The following is a 15,780-nucleotide window of genomic DNA, read 5'->3' on the forward strand; positions in this document are numbered from 1 at the left end:
GGGCAAAAAACCCATCCACAGCCCATCCGAGGAACGTCGCATTCATGCCCGATCAAACGCTCCCATCCATCCTGCTCGTCGAGGACACCCCTGTCCAAGCCAGGACATATCTGGATTACCTTGATGGGGGTCCCTGGCGCGTCGACCATGTGGAAACGGGGGCTGAGGCCTGTATCAGACTGTCAGAGGATCCACCGGACCTGTTGCTGCTGGATATCCGCCTGCCAGACATGGACGGCATGGAAATCCTGCGTCGGGTGCGGGCGGAGGGGTTGTCCGTTGGGGTGGTGATGATCACCTCCAACGCCTCCATCACCTTGGCTGTGGCCTGTATGCAAACCGGCGCCAACGATTTTCTCGTCAAACCCTTCAGCTCCGACCGGCTGACCGTGACCCTACGCAATGTCTTGGACCACCAACATCTTTCCCGAGAAGTGCAAACCCTGCGGGAAAGCCTTGGGATCGCAGCCTTCCAGGGATTTGTCGGCGCGTCCGCGCCCATGCAACGGGTCTATCGTCTGATCGAGGCTTCGGCTTCGAGCTCGGCGACGGTCTTCATCACAGGGGAAAGCGGAACGGGCAAGGAACTGGCCGCAGAAGCCCTTCATAAGAATGGCTCCCGGAAATCCGGCCCCTTTGTGCCCTTGAACTGCGGAGCAATCCCCAAGGATCTCATGGAAAGCGAGATTTTCGGCCATGTGAAGGGAGCCTTCACAGGCGCCGTCACCGACCGGGAAGGCGCTGCGGCCATGGCCAACAAGGGCACCCTGTTCCTCGACGAAATCTGCGAAATGGACCCCAACCTGCAAACCAAGCTGCTGCGCTTCTTACAAACAGGTACAGTGCAGAAGGTTGGCGGAGACAAGCCGCGCAAGGTAGATGTGCGCATCGTCTGCGCCACCAACCGGGACCCGCTGGAGGAAGTGCGCGCCGGACGGTTCCGAGAGGATCTCTATTACCGCCTGCATGTCATCCCCGTAAAGCTGCCGCCCCTGCGCGAGCGCCAAGGGGATATCATCGAACTGGCCGACCATTTCCTATCAACCATCGCCCAGGAAGAGGGCAAGGCCTTCGCAGGCTTTTCTGCGGCCGCAGCCCAGGCCATCGCCGCCTATGACTGGCCCGGTAACGTCCGCCAGCTCATCAACGTCCTACGCAATGTGGTCGTGCTGAATGGGGGGCCAGAAGTCACTCTGGCCATGCTGCCTGCCGACATCGGCCAAGGCATGGCAGAGCTGACCCCCGGCAGCGTTCCGCTAATCAAGGCCCAGGGCAGTGGCCCTGCCACTCAGGAGAGCATCGAGCCCCTTTGGGTGGTTGAAAAGCGCTGTATCGAGCAGGCAATCGAGGCCTGTGATGGCAATATCCCCCGAGCCGCCGCCCTGCTGCGGGTCAGCCCCAGCACCATCTATCGCAAAAAGCAGGCCTGGGACGAAGGGCGGCATTGAGGTTCGGTAACAGTCCCCACCCCTCGACGTGATGGCTTATTTTGAGCCGTCCGGTGAATAAAAGCGAACTGTGAAGCCTTTGGAGAAAACAGAATATTTATCCTTCGGAATGGGCAGAGGGCTTGCATTCTCAACCGCCTGTTCGGCACGGGCAACAAAGGCTTGGTAGGCGGTATTGTCCTTAAAGCGTGGCTCCATTTTCGCTTTGGCCGAAAGGACTGTCCCATCTGGTTTCACATGGACAAAAACCGCGACCCAAGCAGGCTCTCCATTCGCCATGATAACCGGCTTCAACTCATCCGGCCGAAAGGCTTCCGTTAGACGGTTCTGAATCGCCCTGCCCTCCCACTGCGTCAATTTTTCCTGCTTGTCTCCCTGCGTCGCCACAGTCTCGGTCTCGGGCCTCTCCGCAGCCCGAGCCTCTGCAATCAATCTATTCCCAGTCTTCATCACCTCTCGGACGAGGTCCATGGTCGCAGGCGAAATCATCGGGGGCACGTCCGCGTTCTTTTCTTCCCGGACAGTGGTCTGGCATCCGCCCAAGCTGACGCAGAGAACGAAGTGCAATACTCCAACCAAGCGCATGTCGCTTTAACACTCCGTTATCTAAATCCATCCAATCCATTGGAGTTATAATTCAGTATGAATCCATCGGCGAACACGTCGAATTTCCCGCCGGGAATAGGCATCGGCGTACAGCGCATCGTCGACCGTTCCGCACTGGCCGCAAAGGCCCGATAGGTCGGATCCGCTGCGGAGCGGGAATCCAATTGGGCCTGCGCGGACAAGACACGCCCATCGGGTGCCACCCGAACGACCACGGGGACCCGCATACTGTCAATGCCGCCAACCTGATTGTAGGCCCAACACCGCTCGAAGTGATATCTGACGGCATCCATCTCGGTCATGGTCAATTTAGAAGAAATCCGCCCGCCGGTATTCGACGGTTTGGTCGGTGCGGGCTGGCTGGGAGCAGGCTTCGAATCCTCCTCCTTCTCCAAGTCATTCACCGCGTTCAGCAGGGCATCAAAGTCATCCTTTGGTTTGGGCTGCTCCTTGGGCGGCGCAGGCTTCTTGGCCTCAGCTTCCAGAACCTTCTGGGGGACCTTGGGCTTGGGCGGCGGCGGAGGGGGCTTGAACACCTCCTTCTTCGGTTCCGGTATGGGCTCGGGTGCGGGTTCTGGCTCGGGAACAGGCTCAGGCTCCGGTGTCGGCTCGGGGACGGGTTCTGGCTCGGGGACGGGCTCAGGCTCTGGAACCGGCACAGGTTGGGGTTCCGGCGGCTCTGGAACCGGCACAGGTTCGGGCTCGGGCTCCGGGGGGGGCAGTGGCGCGACAGGTTCCGGTTTGGGAGCAGGCTTTGGCTCTGGCGCAGGCTCCGGCTTTGGAGTCGGCGGTGGCGGTGTTTCCACGGGCTTCACCTCCTTGGCCGGCGTATTGGCCAAGGAGGTGGTTTCGTCGCTGATCTCCACCAGCTCAACGATCTGCGTTGGATCGGTCACAACCACCGGATCCCGCGCCAGATGGGGCAGACCGACGATCAGCAACGCGACAATGATCGCGTGGAATACCAGGGATATGAGAAAAGCCCGTGTCATTCGAAGAATGCGTCCTTCGCCCGAAATCGGCAGTTATTTCTTACTGGTACCCGCAGCCGGACCGCCGGGCAGGGTAACCAGGGCGACCTTGGTGTAGCCCGCAGTCTTCAGGATACTCATGACTTCCATAACCCGCCCATAGTTGATGGACGCGTCGCCACGCACATAGATGCGGCTTTCGGCGTTCACGTCGGTCACTGCGGCGAGAGTCGCGGCCAAGGCCTCGACCGTGGTCTGATAGTCTTGGATGTAGACCGAGCCATCAGCGGCAACCGAAATGGTCAGGCTCATCTTATCCTGATCCAGCGCGGGCGCATTGGCCTGGGGCAAGTCGATTTTCACCCCCGTGGTCAAGAGGGGTGCAGTTACCATGAAGATGATCAGCAAAACCAGCATCACATCCACCATGGGTGTGACATTGATCTCGCTCATCTGATGGGATCGGCGGCGGCGGGATCCCCCGCCCCGGCGAGGCTGTATGGATGCACCCATAACCTACTCCCGCTCGTCCAATTGGCGCCCCAAAATGGCACCGAATTCACCGGAGAAGGCCTCCAGCCGCCCGGCATATCGGTCAATATCCGCAGAAAGCTTGTTGTAGGCGATCACCGCCGGTATGGCCGCGACCAAGCCCAATGCCGTCGCGAACAGGGCCTCGGCGATGCCCGGTGCCACGGTGGCCAGACTGGTGTCATTGGACATGCCAATGGCATGGAAGCTGTTCATGATCCCCCAGACCGTACCGAACAGCCCGACGAAGGGGGCCACGGACCCGGTGGATGCCAGAAAACCCATGCGCCGCTCCAGCATCTCCAATTCGCGGTTCAAGGTAATGGCCATGACCCGCTCGATGCGCTGGGCCAATTGGGGCTGGGCCCCGACAACGCCGCGCCGTTGGGCGGTATGGCGCCATTCCCGCATACCGGCAACGAAGACCGCGCTCATGGGGTCCTTGGGGCGGGAGCCCATGCGGTCATACAGGTCTTCAAGCGACCCGCCGGACCAGAACTTTTCCTCAAACATTTCCGCCTTGCGGTTCAAACCCCGGATGCGGAAAATCTTTTCGAAGATGATGCTCCAGCACCAAACCGATGACAGGGTGAGCGCGATCATCACCCCTTTCACCACCAAATCCGCCTGCATGAACAGCGCCCAGGGGGACAGGGAGCTCGCCCCCTGGGCAGCGCTTCCCATCATGGGTGCACCGCCAGGAGCCATGGTGGACCCACCAACCGGAGGAGCAATACCGGGCAGATTTTGACCCTGCACCGGAGATACGGGTGCTGCATTGGGGGCTGGCGGTGCAGCCTGAACATCCAGCCCCGAGCCCAGGGCATGCCCCAACCGTCCGAGCAGGTGCCCAAGCTGGTCAAGGCCCCCTTGCCCCACCTGACCGGCCAGATGGCTCAGATGACCCAGGTCGGCCAAATGGGCCAAATTCGTTGCATTGGAAAGTACATCCATGGAAAGGCTATCCATTCTTCGCCCCGTCTTCCGTCATGGCTTCGGCGCTATGCCGAACGCGTTAAAAGCCCCTCGGCGCCGTACCGAATTCGATAAAATGAAGTGTACCCGAACGACCGTCCTTAGGGGACCGTTGCCGCCATTTTTTCCCTGACCCCCTTGGGAATCCGCGTCGCCCGTCCCTCTTTCAGGGACAGACAGGCAACCTTCACGGACAAGATCGCCAGGGCCTCCCCCTTCCGCGTGACGGTCTGCTTGAGATCCATGACGGCCCCACCCAACTGCTCCACGGTGCTTTTCACCACCAGAACATCATCCAGGACCGCCGGTCGTTTGTAATCAATGGTAATCCGGGCCACAGCAAAAGCCACCCCCAGATCCTTGAGCATCTCTTGCTGGCTCAAATCCGCCAAACGGAGCATCTCAGTCCGAGCCCGCTCGGCAAACTTCAGGTATTCGGAATGGTAGACGATCCCCCCGGCATCCGTGTTTTCCCAATGGACACGCAAGGGAAACAAATGCACCCCATCGCGCCAAAGCCCACTGACCGGTTCAGGCATTGCCAATTCGGGGGGCAGCTCCACAGCGGGATCCTGATCCTGCGCGCTCACTCCCGTCCCTCCCCTTCCGCACTGCCGAAAAGATCCGATTGCGCGGCCTCGGCCCCCTTGGGTGGGGTCATGCCCAGATGGGACCAGGCCGTGGTGGTCATCACCCGGCCCCGGGGAGTCCGCTTCAGGAATCCCTGTTGAATGAGAAAAGGCTCGATCACGTCTTCCAGGGTATCCCGCTCCTCGGCCATGGCTGCGGCGAGGGTATCGACCCCAACCGGACCTCCGTCATAATGCTCGGCCATACGCGACAGATACCGTCGGTCCATCGCATCCAACCCGCGAGCATCGACCTCCAGCCGGTTCAAGGCGGCATCTGCCGTGAAGGCGTCCACCGGCGAGCGTCCCGCCACCGCAGCGAAATCCCGCACCCGACGCAGCAAACGCCCCGCCACCCGCGGCGTTCCCCGGGAGCGGCGGGCCACCTCGCGGGCGCCGTCCTTGGTCATCTCCATGCCCAACAGCCGGGCGCCACGGGTCACGATGCTCACCAATTCCTCTGTTTCGTAGAAATTCAGCCGCAGGGGAATGCCAAAGCGATCCCGCAACGGCGTGGTCAGAAGGCCAGACCGGGTGGTCGCCCCCACCAAGGTAAACGGTGACAGGTCGATACGGACACTCCGCGCCGCCGGGCCATCTCCGATGATCAGGTCGAGCTGGAAATCTTCCATTGCCGGATACAACACTTCCTCGATGGCGGGATTAAGGCGATGAATTTCATCAATGAACAAAACGTCGCGCGGTTCCAGGTTGGTCAGAATCGCCGCCAGATCCCCGGCCTTGACGATCATCGGCCCGCTGGTCGCCCGGAATCCCACACCCAATTCCCCGGCGACGATCTGCGCCAGCGTTGTCTTGCCCAACCCCGGTGGCCCATGGAGCAAAACGTGGTCCAGGGCCTCCCCCCGGCCCTTGGCGGCCTGAACGAAAACAGCGAGGTTCTCCCGTGCCTGTTTCTGCCCGGTGAAATCGGCCAGCGTCTTGGGTCGCATGGCGGCATCGGCGTCCCCTGGGCTCCGGCGGGCGGAGATCAGGCGGTCCTCTTCTTCGTCGCGTTCGACCATGGGTTAGAAAGTTCCCTTGCCCAAATCCTTGAGGGCCGCGCTCAGAATCCTCTGGGTGGTCGCCCCCTCCCCCAGGGCCGTCGCCGCAGTGGCCGCAGCCTTATAGGCATCGGATCGGCCATAGCCCAAATTCACCAAAGCCGAAACGGCATCCGCCACCACATCGGGTTCGGTGACCGCCGGGGCAGCATCCGACCCGCTCCCGGGCAACGAGACCCCCTTGGGCGCAAAGCTGGGCGCCGAGCCCATGGCCACCGCCTTGTCCTTCAATTCCTGACAGATGCGCGCGGCCAGCTTCGGCCCCACCCCCGGCGCCCGGGTGATGGAGGCCTTATCCGCCGCCGCGATGGCCTGCCCGATCTGGTCTGCGGACAGGGTCGAGAGAATCGCCAGTGCCACCTTGTTCCCCACCCCTTGGACGGTGGACAGTACCCGGAACCACTCCCGTTCCCGGGGATCCATGAAGCCATAGAGGTGGAAATGGTCCTCCCGCACATGGGTCTCGATATAAAGCGTCGCGACCTCTCCCTCCCCCGGCAAGCGGGAGAGCACCCGGGCCGGACAGAAGGCGCGGTAGCCCACGCCGTTCACATCCAGGACAACATGGTCCTCGGCCTTGAAATCGACAACACCCTTCAGCTTGGCAATCATCGTCGCCCCCTTACGCGGGCCAGGGCGAGGGCCAGACTGCCCGCCCGGTTGTGGGCATGGCAGACGGCGATGGCGAGTGCATCAGCGGCATCGGGGGTTTCAAGGGTGGCTCCGGGCAACAACATGCGGATCATCATGCCCACCTGCTCTTTGGCGGCAGCACCCGTCCCCACCACGGCCTTTTTCACCACAGAGGGCTGATATTCGGCGACGGGAAGACCGCATAAGGCCGGGGCCAGCAAAACCACCCCCCGGGCCTGCCCCAGTTTGAGGGTCGAGGCGGGATTGCGGTTGACGAAGGTTTCCTCTACCGCCGCCTCCAGCGGATCAAATTCGGCGATGATGGCCCGGACACCGTCATGGAGCTGAACCAACCGTTCAGCCAGGGAGAGACGTTCGTCGGAGCGCACGACCCCGTCGGCAACATGCTGCAAACGGTTGTCCTGCGCCTCAATGACTCCCCATCCCGTGATCCGCAAACCAGGATCCAGCCCCAGGAACCTCATGCGCCAAGCTTCTCCATGATGGCATCGTCGATTTCGTAATTTGCCGCGACCCGTTGGACATCGTCGTTGTCGTCCAGGATATCCAGGAACTTCAACAGGGTCGGTGCGGTCTCTTCTTCAACGGCCACCGGGGAGAGCGGACGCCAATCCAAGCGCGCGAACTCGGGATCGCCAAGAGCGTCTTCCAGAGCCTTGGCGACCGTATTCAGATCGTCCGGCGCACAATAGATGTCGTGGCCGTCCTCGCTGGATTCCACATCATCGGCGCCCGCCTCGATGGCGGCTTCCAGGACGGCATCGGGCCCGCCCACCTTCTCCGGATAGTGCACGAGGCCCACCCGGTCGAAGTTGAAGGCCACGGAACCGGTTTCGCCCATGGTCCCCCCATTCTTGTTGAAGGCCGTCCGGATTTCGGCTGCGGTCCGGTTGCGGTTGTCCGTCAGGCATTCGACGATAACCGCCACATTGCCGGGACCGTAGCCCTCGTAGCGCAATTCCTCGAGGTTTTCGGCGTCTCCCCCGCTGACCGCCTTGTCGATGGCCCGTTGGATATTATCCTTGGGCATGGACTGTCCGCGCGCGGCCACAATGGCGGCGCGCAAACGGGGGTTGGAATCCGGGTCGGGTTGACCGAGCTTGGCGGAGACGGTGATTTCGCGGGCCAGCTTGGTGAAAAGCTGGGCGCGCTTGGCGTCCTGCCCGCCCTTGCGGTGCATGATGTTCTTGAATTTGGAATGACCGGCCATGGTCGCTCACTCTCGTCCTTTGTTAGTGCCGAGAGCCCCCTCTAACACCCCAGACGCGCGAAAGCGGACCATGGGATGAAATTTTGGGTGGCTCGAAAATGTTGTCTGCCTGGATCCTACAACGGGATCAGGCCCCTTGTCATGGACCACCCCCGCTGCCGGAAAAGCGGCGCGCACTATGGCAGGGTGAGGACAGAAAGGGAACAGGGGAGAATGGAAGCCCTTCTTCCGTCAAATCGGGGCGTCAAATCGAGGGCATGGCCCGCGCCAGGGCACCACCCAGACTGACCGGTTCGCAATGGGTTGCTAGGCCAGTGCGGTCGTCCAATGTCACGAACAACCCCCGCAAGGTCCCCTCGCCGTCTGCCGGAGAGAGGCGCTCACCGGGCGTCTTCTTGGTGAAGCGAGCGACTGCGGGGCCGGGCACCATGCCGATCACCGACTCATAATCCCCGCACATGCCCGCATCGGTCTGATAGGCCGTGCCTTTCTTCATCACCCGGGCATCCGCCGTAGGCACGTGGGAATGACTGCCGACGACGATGGAAACCCGACCGTCGCAATACTGGCCCATGGCCATCTTTTCACTGGTGGCTTCGGCGTGGATGTCCACCAGGATGATATGGGCCGTGGTCCCCAGGCGGTGGCGGGAAAGGATCTCGTCGACCGCGCGGAAGGGACAGTCCAAGGGATCCATGAACAACCGTCCCATGACCTGGATCACCAATGCCTTCCGCCCCCGGGAGATTTCTACCACCGAATGTCCCACCCCCGGCGTGCCCGGTGGATAGTTGGCCGGACGGATCAGGCGGTGTTCCCGGTCCATGAAGGGGATCACTTCCCGCTGGTCCCAGGCGTGGTTACCCGTGGTGATGACATCCACGCCATTGGCCAGGAATTCCTCGGCAATCTTGGTGGAAATACCGAAGCCATGGGCGGAATTTTCGCCGCAGACCACCACCAAATCCAAATTCAGCGTCTTCCGCAGGTTGGGGAGTTCATCCATCAGGGCCGCACGACCCGACCGGCCAACAACGTCACCACAATACAACACATTCATCAAACAGGGTCCTCGGAACCGGGAGCGCAGGAAGGATGGGGAGAAAAGCGCCGGATGCCCGTTTCCGTGGCCACGGCATTCAAAGGACAATCATGCCCTTCGATGGGCAATTCGTCCACCTCTTGAGCCGAGAAGGCCACCCCCAAGGTCATCGGAAGCCGCCCCTCCGCCGCCAGAGCCGCAAGCGTCCTGTCGTAAAAGCCCCCGCCCATGCCTAGGCGATAGCCCCGGCGATCAAACCCCATGAGGGGAACCAGAAGCCAGTCGGGCACCACTTCAGGTGCGGAAGGGGAAGGATGAAGGGTCTTCAGGGGGCCCGGTTCAAGGGGATCGCCCGGAGCCCAGCCCCGGAAAACCATCGGCCCCTCCCGATCCACCACCACGGGCAAAGCCAGGGCAAGGCCCCGATCGGCCAGGGCATGGAGCAAGGGGCGGACATCGATTTCACCGGGCATGGGCCAATAGGCGCCGACCACGGCCCCCACTGGTGGAGGGATCTCCTCCAAAATGAGGGGAACAAGGGCCTCTCCCGCTGCGGGGCCGAGGGCCGCACTGGCCATCCGTCTGCCCGCACGCAAATCCCGGCGCAGGGCCGCCTTGGCCGCAGCCAGATCCGTCGGTTGTGAAGTGCCCGTCCCGGCCATGAATCCAGTCCCTGACATGAAGCCCGTAACAGTCGGTTGGTAGGGAGGACGGAGAGAGAGCAAGAAAGGTGCGGAGCCATTCAGCCGTGGGTCGTTACGACCCCCACATGGGCCGAAAGCACTAACGTGGTAGGCCGAGTGTCCGGACCAAGGTACGAACAGGGTCAGCCCCCTTTCTGAACGTATAGCCCCCGGGAGTGTGCTGCCACACGCGAGGAACAGCCTCCGCACCTTTTACTTAAGGCGTTTCGAGGGTTTCGGCAATGCCTTCCACGCGCTTGGCGATGGATTCTATGGCCAGGGCCACCCGCTCCTCGGCCATCTCTCGGGCACTGGGGCCATCCGTGGCACCGGTGGCCCCCAGGGCATTCCGCAGCTCCTGCAACTCACCGGTCACGTCGGACAGCTCATCGGCAATCAAAAGCGAGGCCATGACCAGCATCAGGCTTTCACTCACATGGCCGGCAGCGTCAATGAGTTGCGTGCAGCGCTGGTCCACATATTGGCCCAGGCGGGCCAGATGCTCCTCCTGCCCGTCATCGCAAGCGACGCGGTAGGCCTTGCCGTTGATCATTACGGGAACGATGGCCATGGGTCGTCTATCCAACAAGAGGAAGGGAAGCCCCGCGCGCCATCAAGGAGCATCCAGGACACCGCGCACCCGGTCGATCGTGGAATCCAAACGACCGGATATGGTGCGGGAAATGGTTCGCAGGTTTTCATAATCGGCGCGCAGTCCCTCGATCTCCCGACGCAGGGCGATTTCGGACTCGGACTCGCCGGGATCCTCCTCGACCACAGGGATATCGACCGCACGGGAACGGGCGGCTGCTTCCAACCGTTCCACCGCACGGGACAGGTCATCGATGGCCTGCTCAATCCGCGCGAGCTTATAGATCGCTATGTCTTTCAATGGAATACCCGAGAGTCCTAAAACATCAAGTGAGACTATGCCTTTCTCTTCGCCCCACGTCAACGGCGCCTGGAATGGGAAACCGCGTTCCCCGCTTGACAAGGGGGTGAGCGATCCCATCCATAGCGCCATGAACAGCTCCTCCCCCCCTTCCAACGCCCCCTTCTCCGCCCCTCCCCTTCCTTGGCACAGGGTCCGGGTCCGCGCCGATATCGAGGCCCTTTTGGCCCAGGCGTCCCCCGACGCCCCTCCCCTGGTGATCGTCACGGCGCCCGGACTGGTCTCTGCCGCCGGTCCCGACTGGTTGCCCGCCCTGTTGGAGGGACTCCCCCGGGAGCGGCTGATCCCCTTGGCCGATTGCGGGGAAGACGCGGGCTTCGCCCTGGCGAGCCTGACCCTGGGCATGGGCATCCTCGCCCCAGAGGTCGGCGAGGCCGTCCGCCCCCGCCTTCTCTCCATTGGCGCCGCGCTTGGCTTGCCCGTGCTCTTTGAAAGACCGGGATAACAGGCCTTGTAGACATAGACAGCACGCCCATCCTGACGCAGACTCTCCGCAAGCCAATCCAAACACCCAAGCGAAAGCACCCCATCCGTGTCCGACGAGTCCTCCCCCTGTCGCCTGTATCTGATCACCCCGCCCCGCCTGGACGACCTGTCGGCCTTCGCCGAAAGCCTGAAAGCCGCCTTGGACGCCGGGGACGTGGCCTGCCTGCAAATCCGCCTGAAAGAGGGGGGCGATGACGTCATCCGCCGCGCCGCAGAGGTTCTGCTGCCCCTGTGCCACGCCAGGGATGTCGCGGTCCTGATGAACGACCGCCCGGATCTGGCCAAGAAAACCGGCTGCGACGGCGTCCATGTCGGTCAAGAGGATATGCCCTACAAGAAGGCCCGGGCGCTGCTCGGCCCGGATGCCATGATCGGGGTCACTTGCCATGACAGCCGCCACCTCGCCATGATCGCCGGAGAAGACGGCGCCGATTACGTGGCCTTCGGGGCCATGTTCCCGACCGAAACCAAGCAGGCTCCCACCCTCGCCGATCCCGAATTGCTGCGCTGGTGGAGCAATGTGATGCTCATCCCCTCCGTTGCGATTGGCGGCATCACCGTCGACAACTGCCGGGAGGTGGTGGAGACCGGAACCGATTTCATCGCCGTTTCCAGCGGCGTCTGGACCCACCCGGAAGGCCCCGCCGCCGCCGTCAAAGCCTTTAACGCCCTGTTCGAGGCGGTCTACGCCGAGGCCCAGGCCGCCCTGTAAGGGGGGATCGGGTGGCCAGGATGGGGGAGGCGCTCCCCTTTCGTCTCTCGATCCGGCTGCCGCTTATCCGTCATTCCTGCGAAAACGCGAACAAACGAACGTGTCTGTATTTGGCTCTCAAGTTTTTTTACGTCGTCATTCCCGCGCGCGCCAAGAGATGCACGTTTCTCGAGTTCACTGTGGCGCGGGCATAACGTTTTGTTTTTACTCGTCATTCCCGCTTACGTGCTAAGGGATGCACGTTTCTCGAGTTCACTGTGGCGCGGACGTAACGTTTTGTTTTTACTCGTCATTCCCGCGCACGCGGGAATCCAGGGTGGGAAGAACCAGCGGCGGCGATTGACGCATCCTGACGCGCTAAGCGCCAATACCAGAGAAATCAACCCTGGATGCCCGTTTTCACGGGCATGACGAAACAAAAATGATCAGTCCTAAATAAAAGATATGTGCATCCCTTAGCGTTTTCACGGGCATGACGATAAAGCGATTGAGATGAAGGAGAGACGTTGCAGGTTGGGCTCTCAGCGTCCGCGAGGGATGCTTCCATCCCCCCTCAAGAAGGGCAGAATCCGATGACAGATCAGTGGAACGTCGATAACAGGCTGTATTTGATGACTTATTCTGCGCTTTCATGGAAAACTGAGGAGAATTTTGCGTCGCAATCTCAATACAATACCCTCCATCAGTGGAATTCGGCTCAAAATCCCAGCCTTGCGCAATCCCTTCCAGAGGGGTAGGGTGAACACCCTTCCGCTTATCCACGCGGACTGAAACCCAAAGAGGGTTTTTCTGTTCTCTTTCGGGACAGGTGAACACCCTTCCGCTTATCCACGCGGACTGAAACTCGACCGCGGCGGAGTTGGCGCGGATACCCGCGGTGAACACCCTTCCGCTTATCCACGCGGACTGAAACGTGGCCGTAGCGCATGCCCTTGTACACCACTAGGTGAACACCCTTCCGCTTATCCACGCGGACTGAAACTCGATGGCCTTGGCCGCGGCGGTCAGATGGTTGCTGGTGAACACCCTTCCGCTTATCCACGCGGCCCGAGACTTACGCTTACTCCACCGAGCACGCAGCCACGAAAAAACCCCCGGCCATGATGACCGGGGGTTTTTTCGTGGGGCGGAGCGGACCCGCCTAGACGCCCACCGCAGCGCGGTAGAGGGCCAGGATTTCCTCCTCCTCCGCCAGCTCGTTGGGTTCCTTTTTACGCAGGGCAACGACCTTGCGCATAATCTTGGCGTCGAAGCCATTGCCTTTGGCCTCGGCGTAGACCTCTTTGATGTCGTTGGCGATGTTCGCCTTTTCCTCTTCCAGGCGCTCGATCCGCTCGATGTAGCTCCGCAGTTGGTCTGCGGTGATGCCCCCGATGTCGCCGCCGCCGCTGGCTTCGGCATGCCCACCTCCGGTGGGGCCGGCGGGGATATCGTCCTCAAGCACGTCCATGCCCGAATTCTCCAAAGTCTGTATCACGGAAAACCGTCCTCCCGGTCCATTACACAAGTCAGGCAAACGGACGGGTGCGGAAGGTCGAGCAAAGTACACGGGCCGTCCGCCCCCCGCAACCCCTCGGGTGCCGAGACCGCCAAGCCCCTGATATGCACCCCCCTTCCCCGTCCCGCCAAGCCCCGCGCGGGCCGGGTCCCCCCAAAAAGAAAGAGACTCGGAACAGCCCCAGAGTCTGAGCTGGGTGCGGAAAAGTCCGGACTCTCCTCAATATCGTCATTCCCGCGCATGCGGGAATCCAGGGTGGGGACAACGGACCTATGCGGTGGACGCGACCTGAACAGGCTTCACGGACGACACCGAAATCAACCCTGGATCCCCGTTTCCACGGGGATGACGAAGAAAAACACCGTGTCATTTAACTTCGGAGCAGCACAGAGAAACGTGCATACCTTAGCGCGAAAGCGGGAAAACACAAAACCTGGGTCACTGCCTGCGCGGGGGCGACGGTAAAAAGTCTTTCACCCCAGGCTCTTAAACCAGTGCCGCCCGCCCCGCCTGGACCACAGCGGCCTCCAACCCCGGCAGCAGGTCCGAAGACAGGCGCCGGGCCTGCCAATACAGGGGCGTGTCCAGGAACCGGCCGGGGATCAGTTCGACCAAATCCCCCCGCGCCAGACCATCGGCCACCAGGGGCAAGGGGTTGAGCCCCCAGCCCATCCCCGCCAGCGCAGCCTCGACAAACCCCTGGGTCGAGGGCAGCCAATGGGTGGGATAGGACACCTCCCGCCCCAGGACCGACGCGATCCAGGCCGCCTGGAGTCCATCCTTGCGGTTATAGGTCAATCCCGGCGCACGGCTCAGACTGTCGGCGGTCACGCCCTGTGGAAAATACCGCTCGACAAAATCCGGCGAGGCCGTGGCCAAATAGCGCAGGCTCCCCAAAGGCGTGGAGCGACAGCCCTGGACCGGCTCCGCCAGCGCCGTTACCGCCGCGAGAACCCGCCCCTGGCGCAACCAATCCGCGGTATGCGCCTGATCGTCCACGGCGATATCCAACAGAAACCGGTGCTCCCGCGCGAAAGCGGCCACCGCCCCAAGGAACCACGTCCCCAGGCTGTCGGCGGGTGTGGCGAGGGCGAGCGTGGGCCACTCCCCCTCCCCCAGGCGGGCGCCGGGCAACTGCGCCATCAGGTCCCGTTCCAGGATCCCCAGGCTCTCCATATGGCGGTGGATGGCCTCCCCCTCCGCCGTGGCCCGGCACGGCTGGCCCCGGACGACCAACACCGCCCCCAGGCGTTCCTCCACCTGCTTCACCCGCTGGGAGACGGCGGAGGGGGTCACGTTCAGCACCCGGGCCGCACGGTCGAAACTCCCCTCGCGGATCACGGCGGACACGGCCTGAAACCCGGCGTAATCAAGCATGGCATTAGCCCTCCTTCATTAACTTAACTGATCTTAATTTGGCTAATGCGTCAAGGGAGCCTAAGACATCCTCCTGTTTGACCGGACTGTGGAGGCCCTTGGATATGGACAGCGCGTTTCCTGCGGGATTTGGATTGGGGTTGAGCCTGATCCTTGCCATTGGGGCACAGAATGCCTTTGTGCTGCGCCAAGGCTTGCGCAATGAGCATCTGTTTGCCGTCTGCGCCGCCTGTGCCCTGTCGGACATGCTGCTGATTACCCTGGGGGTATCGGGCTTTGGTGCCATCCTGGCCTTGGCACCCTGGATCGACCCGGCCTTGCGCCTGGGGGGCGGGGCTTTCCTGCTGTGGTACGGGACGCAGAGTTTTCTCTGCGCCTTCAAGGGGAGCGGCGCCTTGGTGGCGGCGGGAGCGGCCCCGGCGCCCTTGGCCAGAACCATGGTGACCTGTTTGACCCTGACCTGGTTGAACCCCCATGTCTACCTGGACACGGTGGTCTTCCTGGGCACCCTGTCCACCCGTTTTCCCGGTGCGGAAGCCCTGTTCGGCGCCGGGGCGGCCACGGCCTCCCTGGTCTTCTTCTTCACCCTGGGGTATGGCGCGCGCCTGCTCGCCCCGATCTTTGCCAAGCCCGTCGCCTGGCGGATCCTGGACATGGTCGTCGGCACCACCATGTGGGTCATCGCCTTTGGATTGGTGATCGGTCCTTATACCAAGGTGCGATGAGTTTGATTGACCGCACCTTGGAAGCGGCCAAGTGGCCGCCCCATTGCCTTCGCCATACGAATGGGGAAAAGCCCGATCGTGCACTTGCCCTGCGGCAAGCAACTGTCCTGTACTGGGGAACGGACAACCGGTTTTCCGCAACCTGTCACCGCTCAGCCTTGACCATGCCCACCCTCTCCCCTTAACGTAAACGTCAATCTCGAGGAACGCTCCTCAC

General features: G+C 62.0%; 20 protein-coding genes and 1 CRISPR repeat array. Of the genes, 5 read left to right on the forward strand and 15 right to left on the reverse strand.

Features of this window, described 5'->3' with window-relative positions:
• Positions 1-44: 44 nt before the first annotated feature.
• A complete protein-coding gene (locus tag ACLIRY_RS03960; protein ID WP_413204036.1) occupies positions 45-1,448 on the forward strand; it encodes a sigma-54-dependent transcriptional regulator in 1,404 nt (467 codons plus the stop codon).
• 36 nt (positions 1,449-1,484) lie between these two features.
• Here the strand turns inward: ACLIRY_RS03960 and ACLIRY_RS03965 are convergent, their stop codons facing one another.
• From ACLIRY_RS03965 to ACLIRY_RS04025, 13 genes are all read right to left on the reverse strand, one after another.
• On the reverse strand, positions 1,485-1,919 hold the full coding sequence (locus ACLIRY_RS03965) for a hypothetical protein (protein ID WP_413204037.1): 435 nt from the start codon (positions 1,917-1,919) through the stop codon (positions 1,485-1,487).
• A gap of 131 nt (positions 1,920-2,050) precedes the next feature.
• On the reverse strand, positions 2,051-3,046 hold the full coding sequence (locus ACLIRY_RS03970; RefSeq protein ID WP_413204038.1) for a hypothetical protein: 996 nt from the start codon (positions 3,044-3,046) through the stop codon (positions 2,051-2,053).
• Between the two features lie 33 nt (positions 3,047-3,079).
• On the reverse strand, positions 3,080-3,478 hold the full coding sequence (tolR, locus tag ACLIRY_RS03975; protein ID WP_413204039.1) for a protein TolR: 399 nt from the start codon (positions 3,476-3,478) through the stop codon (positions 3,080-3,082).
• A 63-nt stretch (positions 3,479-3,541) separates the two neighbouring features.
• A complete protein-coding gene (tolQ, locus tag ACLIRY_RS03980) occupies positions 3,542-4,510 on the reverse strand; it encodes a protein TolQ (RefSeq protein WP_413204040.1) in 969 nt (322 codons plus the stop codon).
• A 122-nt stretch (positions 4,511-4,632) separates the two neighbouring features.
• A complete protein-coding gene (locus tag ACLIRY_RS03985; RefSeq protein ID WP_413204041.1) occupies positions 4,633-5,121 on the reverse strand; it encodes a YbgC/FadM family acyl-CoA thioesterase in 489 nt (162 codons plus the stop codon).
• Positions 5,118-6,185: a Holliday junction branch migration DNA helicase RuvB gene (gene ruvB, locus ACLIRY_RS03990; RefSeq protein WP_413204042.1), complete on the reverse strand. Its 1,068-nt coding sequence runs from the start codon at positions 6,183-6,185 to the stop codon at positions 5,118-5,120. Before ruvB ends, ACLIRY_RS03985 begins: the two co-directional genes overlap by 4 nt.
• A gap of 3 nt (positions 6,186-6,188) precedes the next feature.
• Positions 6,189-6,836, reverse strand: coding sequence for a Holliday junction branch migration protein RuvA (ruvA, locus tag ACLIRY_RS03995; protein ID WP_413204043.1), 648 nt, complete (start codon positions 6,834-6,836; stop codon positions 6,189-6,191).
• Entirely contained in the window at positions 6,833-7,342 is a 510-nt protein-coding gene (gene ruvC / locus ACLIRY_RS04000; protein WP_413204044.1) for a crossover junction endodeoxyribonuclease RuvC, read from the reverse strand. The genes ruvA and ruvC overlap by 4 nt, the downstream gene beginning before the upstream one ends.
• Entirely contained in the window at positions 7,339-8,088 is a 750-nt protein-coding gene (locus ACLIRY_RS04005; RefSeq protein WP_413204045.1) for a YebC/PmpR family DNA-binding transcriptional regulator, read from the reverse strand. Before ACLIRY_RS04005 ends, ruvC begins: the two co-directional genes overlap by 4 nt.
• A 244-nt stretch (positions 8,089-8,332) precedes the next feature.
• Positions 8,333-9,148 carry a YmdB family metallophosphoesterase gene (locus ACLIRY_RS04010; protein WP_413204046.1) on the reverse strand — a complete coding sequence of 272 codons (816 nt, stop codon included), beginning with the start codon at positions 9,146-9,148 and terminating at the stop codon, positions 8,333-8,335.
• Positions 9,148-9,792: a 5-formyltetrahydrofolate cyclo-ligase gene (locus ACLIRY_RS04015; RefSeq protein WP_413204047.1), complete on the reverse strand. Its 645-nt coding sequence runs from the start codon at positions 9,790-9,792 to the stop codon at positions 9,148-9,150. Before ACLIRY_RS04015 ends, ACLIRY_RS04010 begins: the two co-directional genes overlap by 1 nt.
• A gap of 238 nt (positions 9,793-10,030) precedes the next feature.
• On the reverse strand, positions 10,031-10,384 hold the full coding sequence (locus ACLIRY_RS04020) for a cell division protein ZapA (RefSeq protein ID WP_413204048.1): 354 nt from the start codon (positions 10,382-10,384) through the stop codon (positions 10,031-10,033).
• 42 nt (positions 10,385-10,426) lie between these two features.
• Positions 10,427-10,705 carry a hypothetical protein gene (locus ACLIRY_RS04025; RefSeq protein WP_413204049.1) on the reverse strand — a complete coding sequence of 93 codons (279 nt, stop codon included), beginning with the start codon at positions 10,703-10,705 and terminating at the stop codon, positions 10,427-10,429.
• A gap of 130 nt (positions 10,706-10,835) precedes the next feature.
• On the opposite strand from ACLIRY_RS04025, the gene ACLIRY_RS04030 reads away from it, so the two are divergent.
• Together ACLIRY_RS04030 and thiE are read left to right on the forward strand one after the other, a co-directional pair.
• A complete protein-coding gene (locus ACLIRY_RS04030) occupies positions 10,836-11,210 on the forward strand; it encodes a hypothetical protein (protein WP_413204050.1) in 375 nt (124 codons plus the stop codon).
• Between the two features lie 87 nt (positions 11,211-11,297).
• On the forward strand, positions 11,298-11,963 hold the full coding sequence (gene thiE / locus ACLIRY_RS04035; protein ID WP_413204051.1) for a thiamine phosphate synthase: 666 nt from the start codon (positions 11,298-11,300) through the stop codon (positions 11,961-11,963).
• Positions 11,964-12,700: 737 nt separating this feature from the next.
• Positions 12,701-13,017: direct repeats of the CRISPR family, unit length 37 nt; unit sequence GGTGAACACCCTTCCGCTTATCCACGCGGACTGAAAC.
• Positions 13,018-13,104: 87 nt separating this feature from the next.
• Here thiE and ACLIRY_RS04040 read toward each other — a convergent pair.
• Both ACLIRY_RS04040 and ACLIRY_RS04045 read right to left on the reverse strand, forming a co-directional pair.
• The gene (locus ACLIRY_RS04040) at positions 13,105-13,440 is read right to left on the reverse strand and encodes a DUF2312 domain-containing protein (protein WP_413204052.1); all 336 of its coding nucleotides are present in this window, start codon (positions 13,438-13,440) and stop codon (positions 13,105-13,107) included.
• Positions 13,441-13,947: 507 nt separating this feature from the next.
• A complete protein-coding gene (locus ACLIRY_RS04045) occupies positions 13,948-14,838 on the reverse strand; it encodes a LysR family transcriptional regulator ArgP (RefSeq protein WP_413204053.1) in 891 nt (296 codons plus the stop codon).
• A 104-nt stretch (positions 14,839-14,942) separates the two neighbouring features.
• On the opposite strand from ACLIRY_RS04045, the gene ACLIRY_RS04050 reads away from it, so the two are divergent.
• Entirely contained in the window at positions 14,943-15,563 is a 621-nt protein-coding gene (locus ACLIRY_RS04050; protein WP_413204054.1) for a LysE/ArgO family amino acid transporter, read from the forward strand.
• Positions 15,560-15,748 (forward strand): hypothetical protein, encoded by a 189-nt coding sequence (locus ACLIRY_RS04055; protein ID WP_413204055.1) that lies wholly within the window; start codon positions 15,560-15,562, stop codon positions 15,746-15,748. The genes ACLIRY_RS04050 and ACLIRY_RS04055 overlap by 4 nt, the downstream gene beginning before the upstream one ends.
• The last annotated feature ends 32 nt before the right edge of the window (positions 15,749-15,780 follow it).

The sequence above is a fragment of the Rhodospirillum sp. A1_3_36 genome, assembly GCF_047263945.1.
Lineage (GTDB): Bacteria > Pseudomonadota > Alphaproteobacteria > Rhodospirillales > Rhodospirillaceae > Rhodospirillum.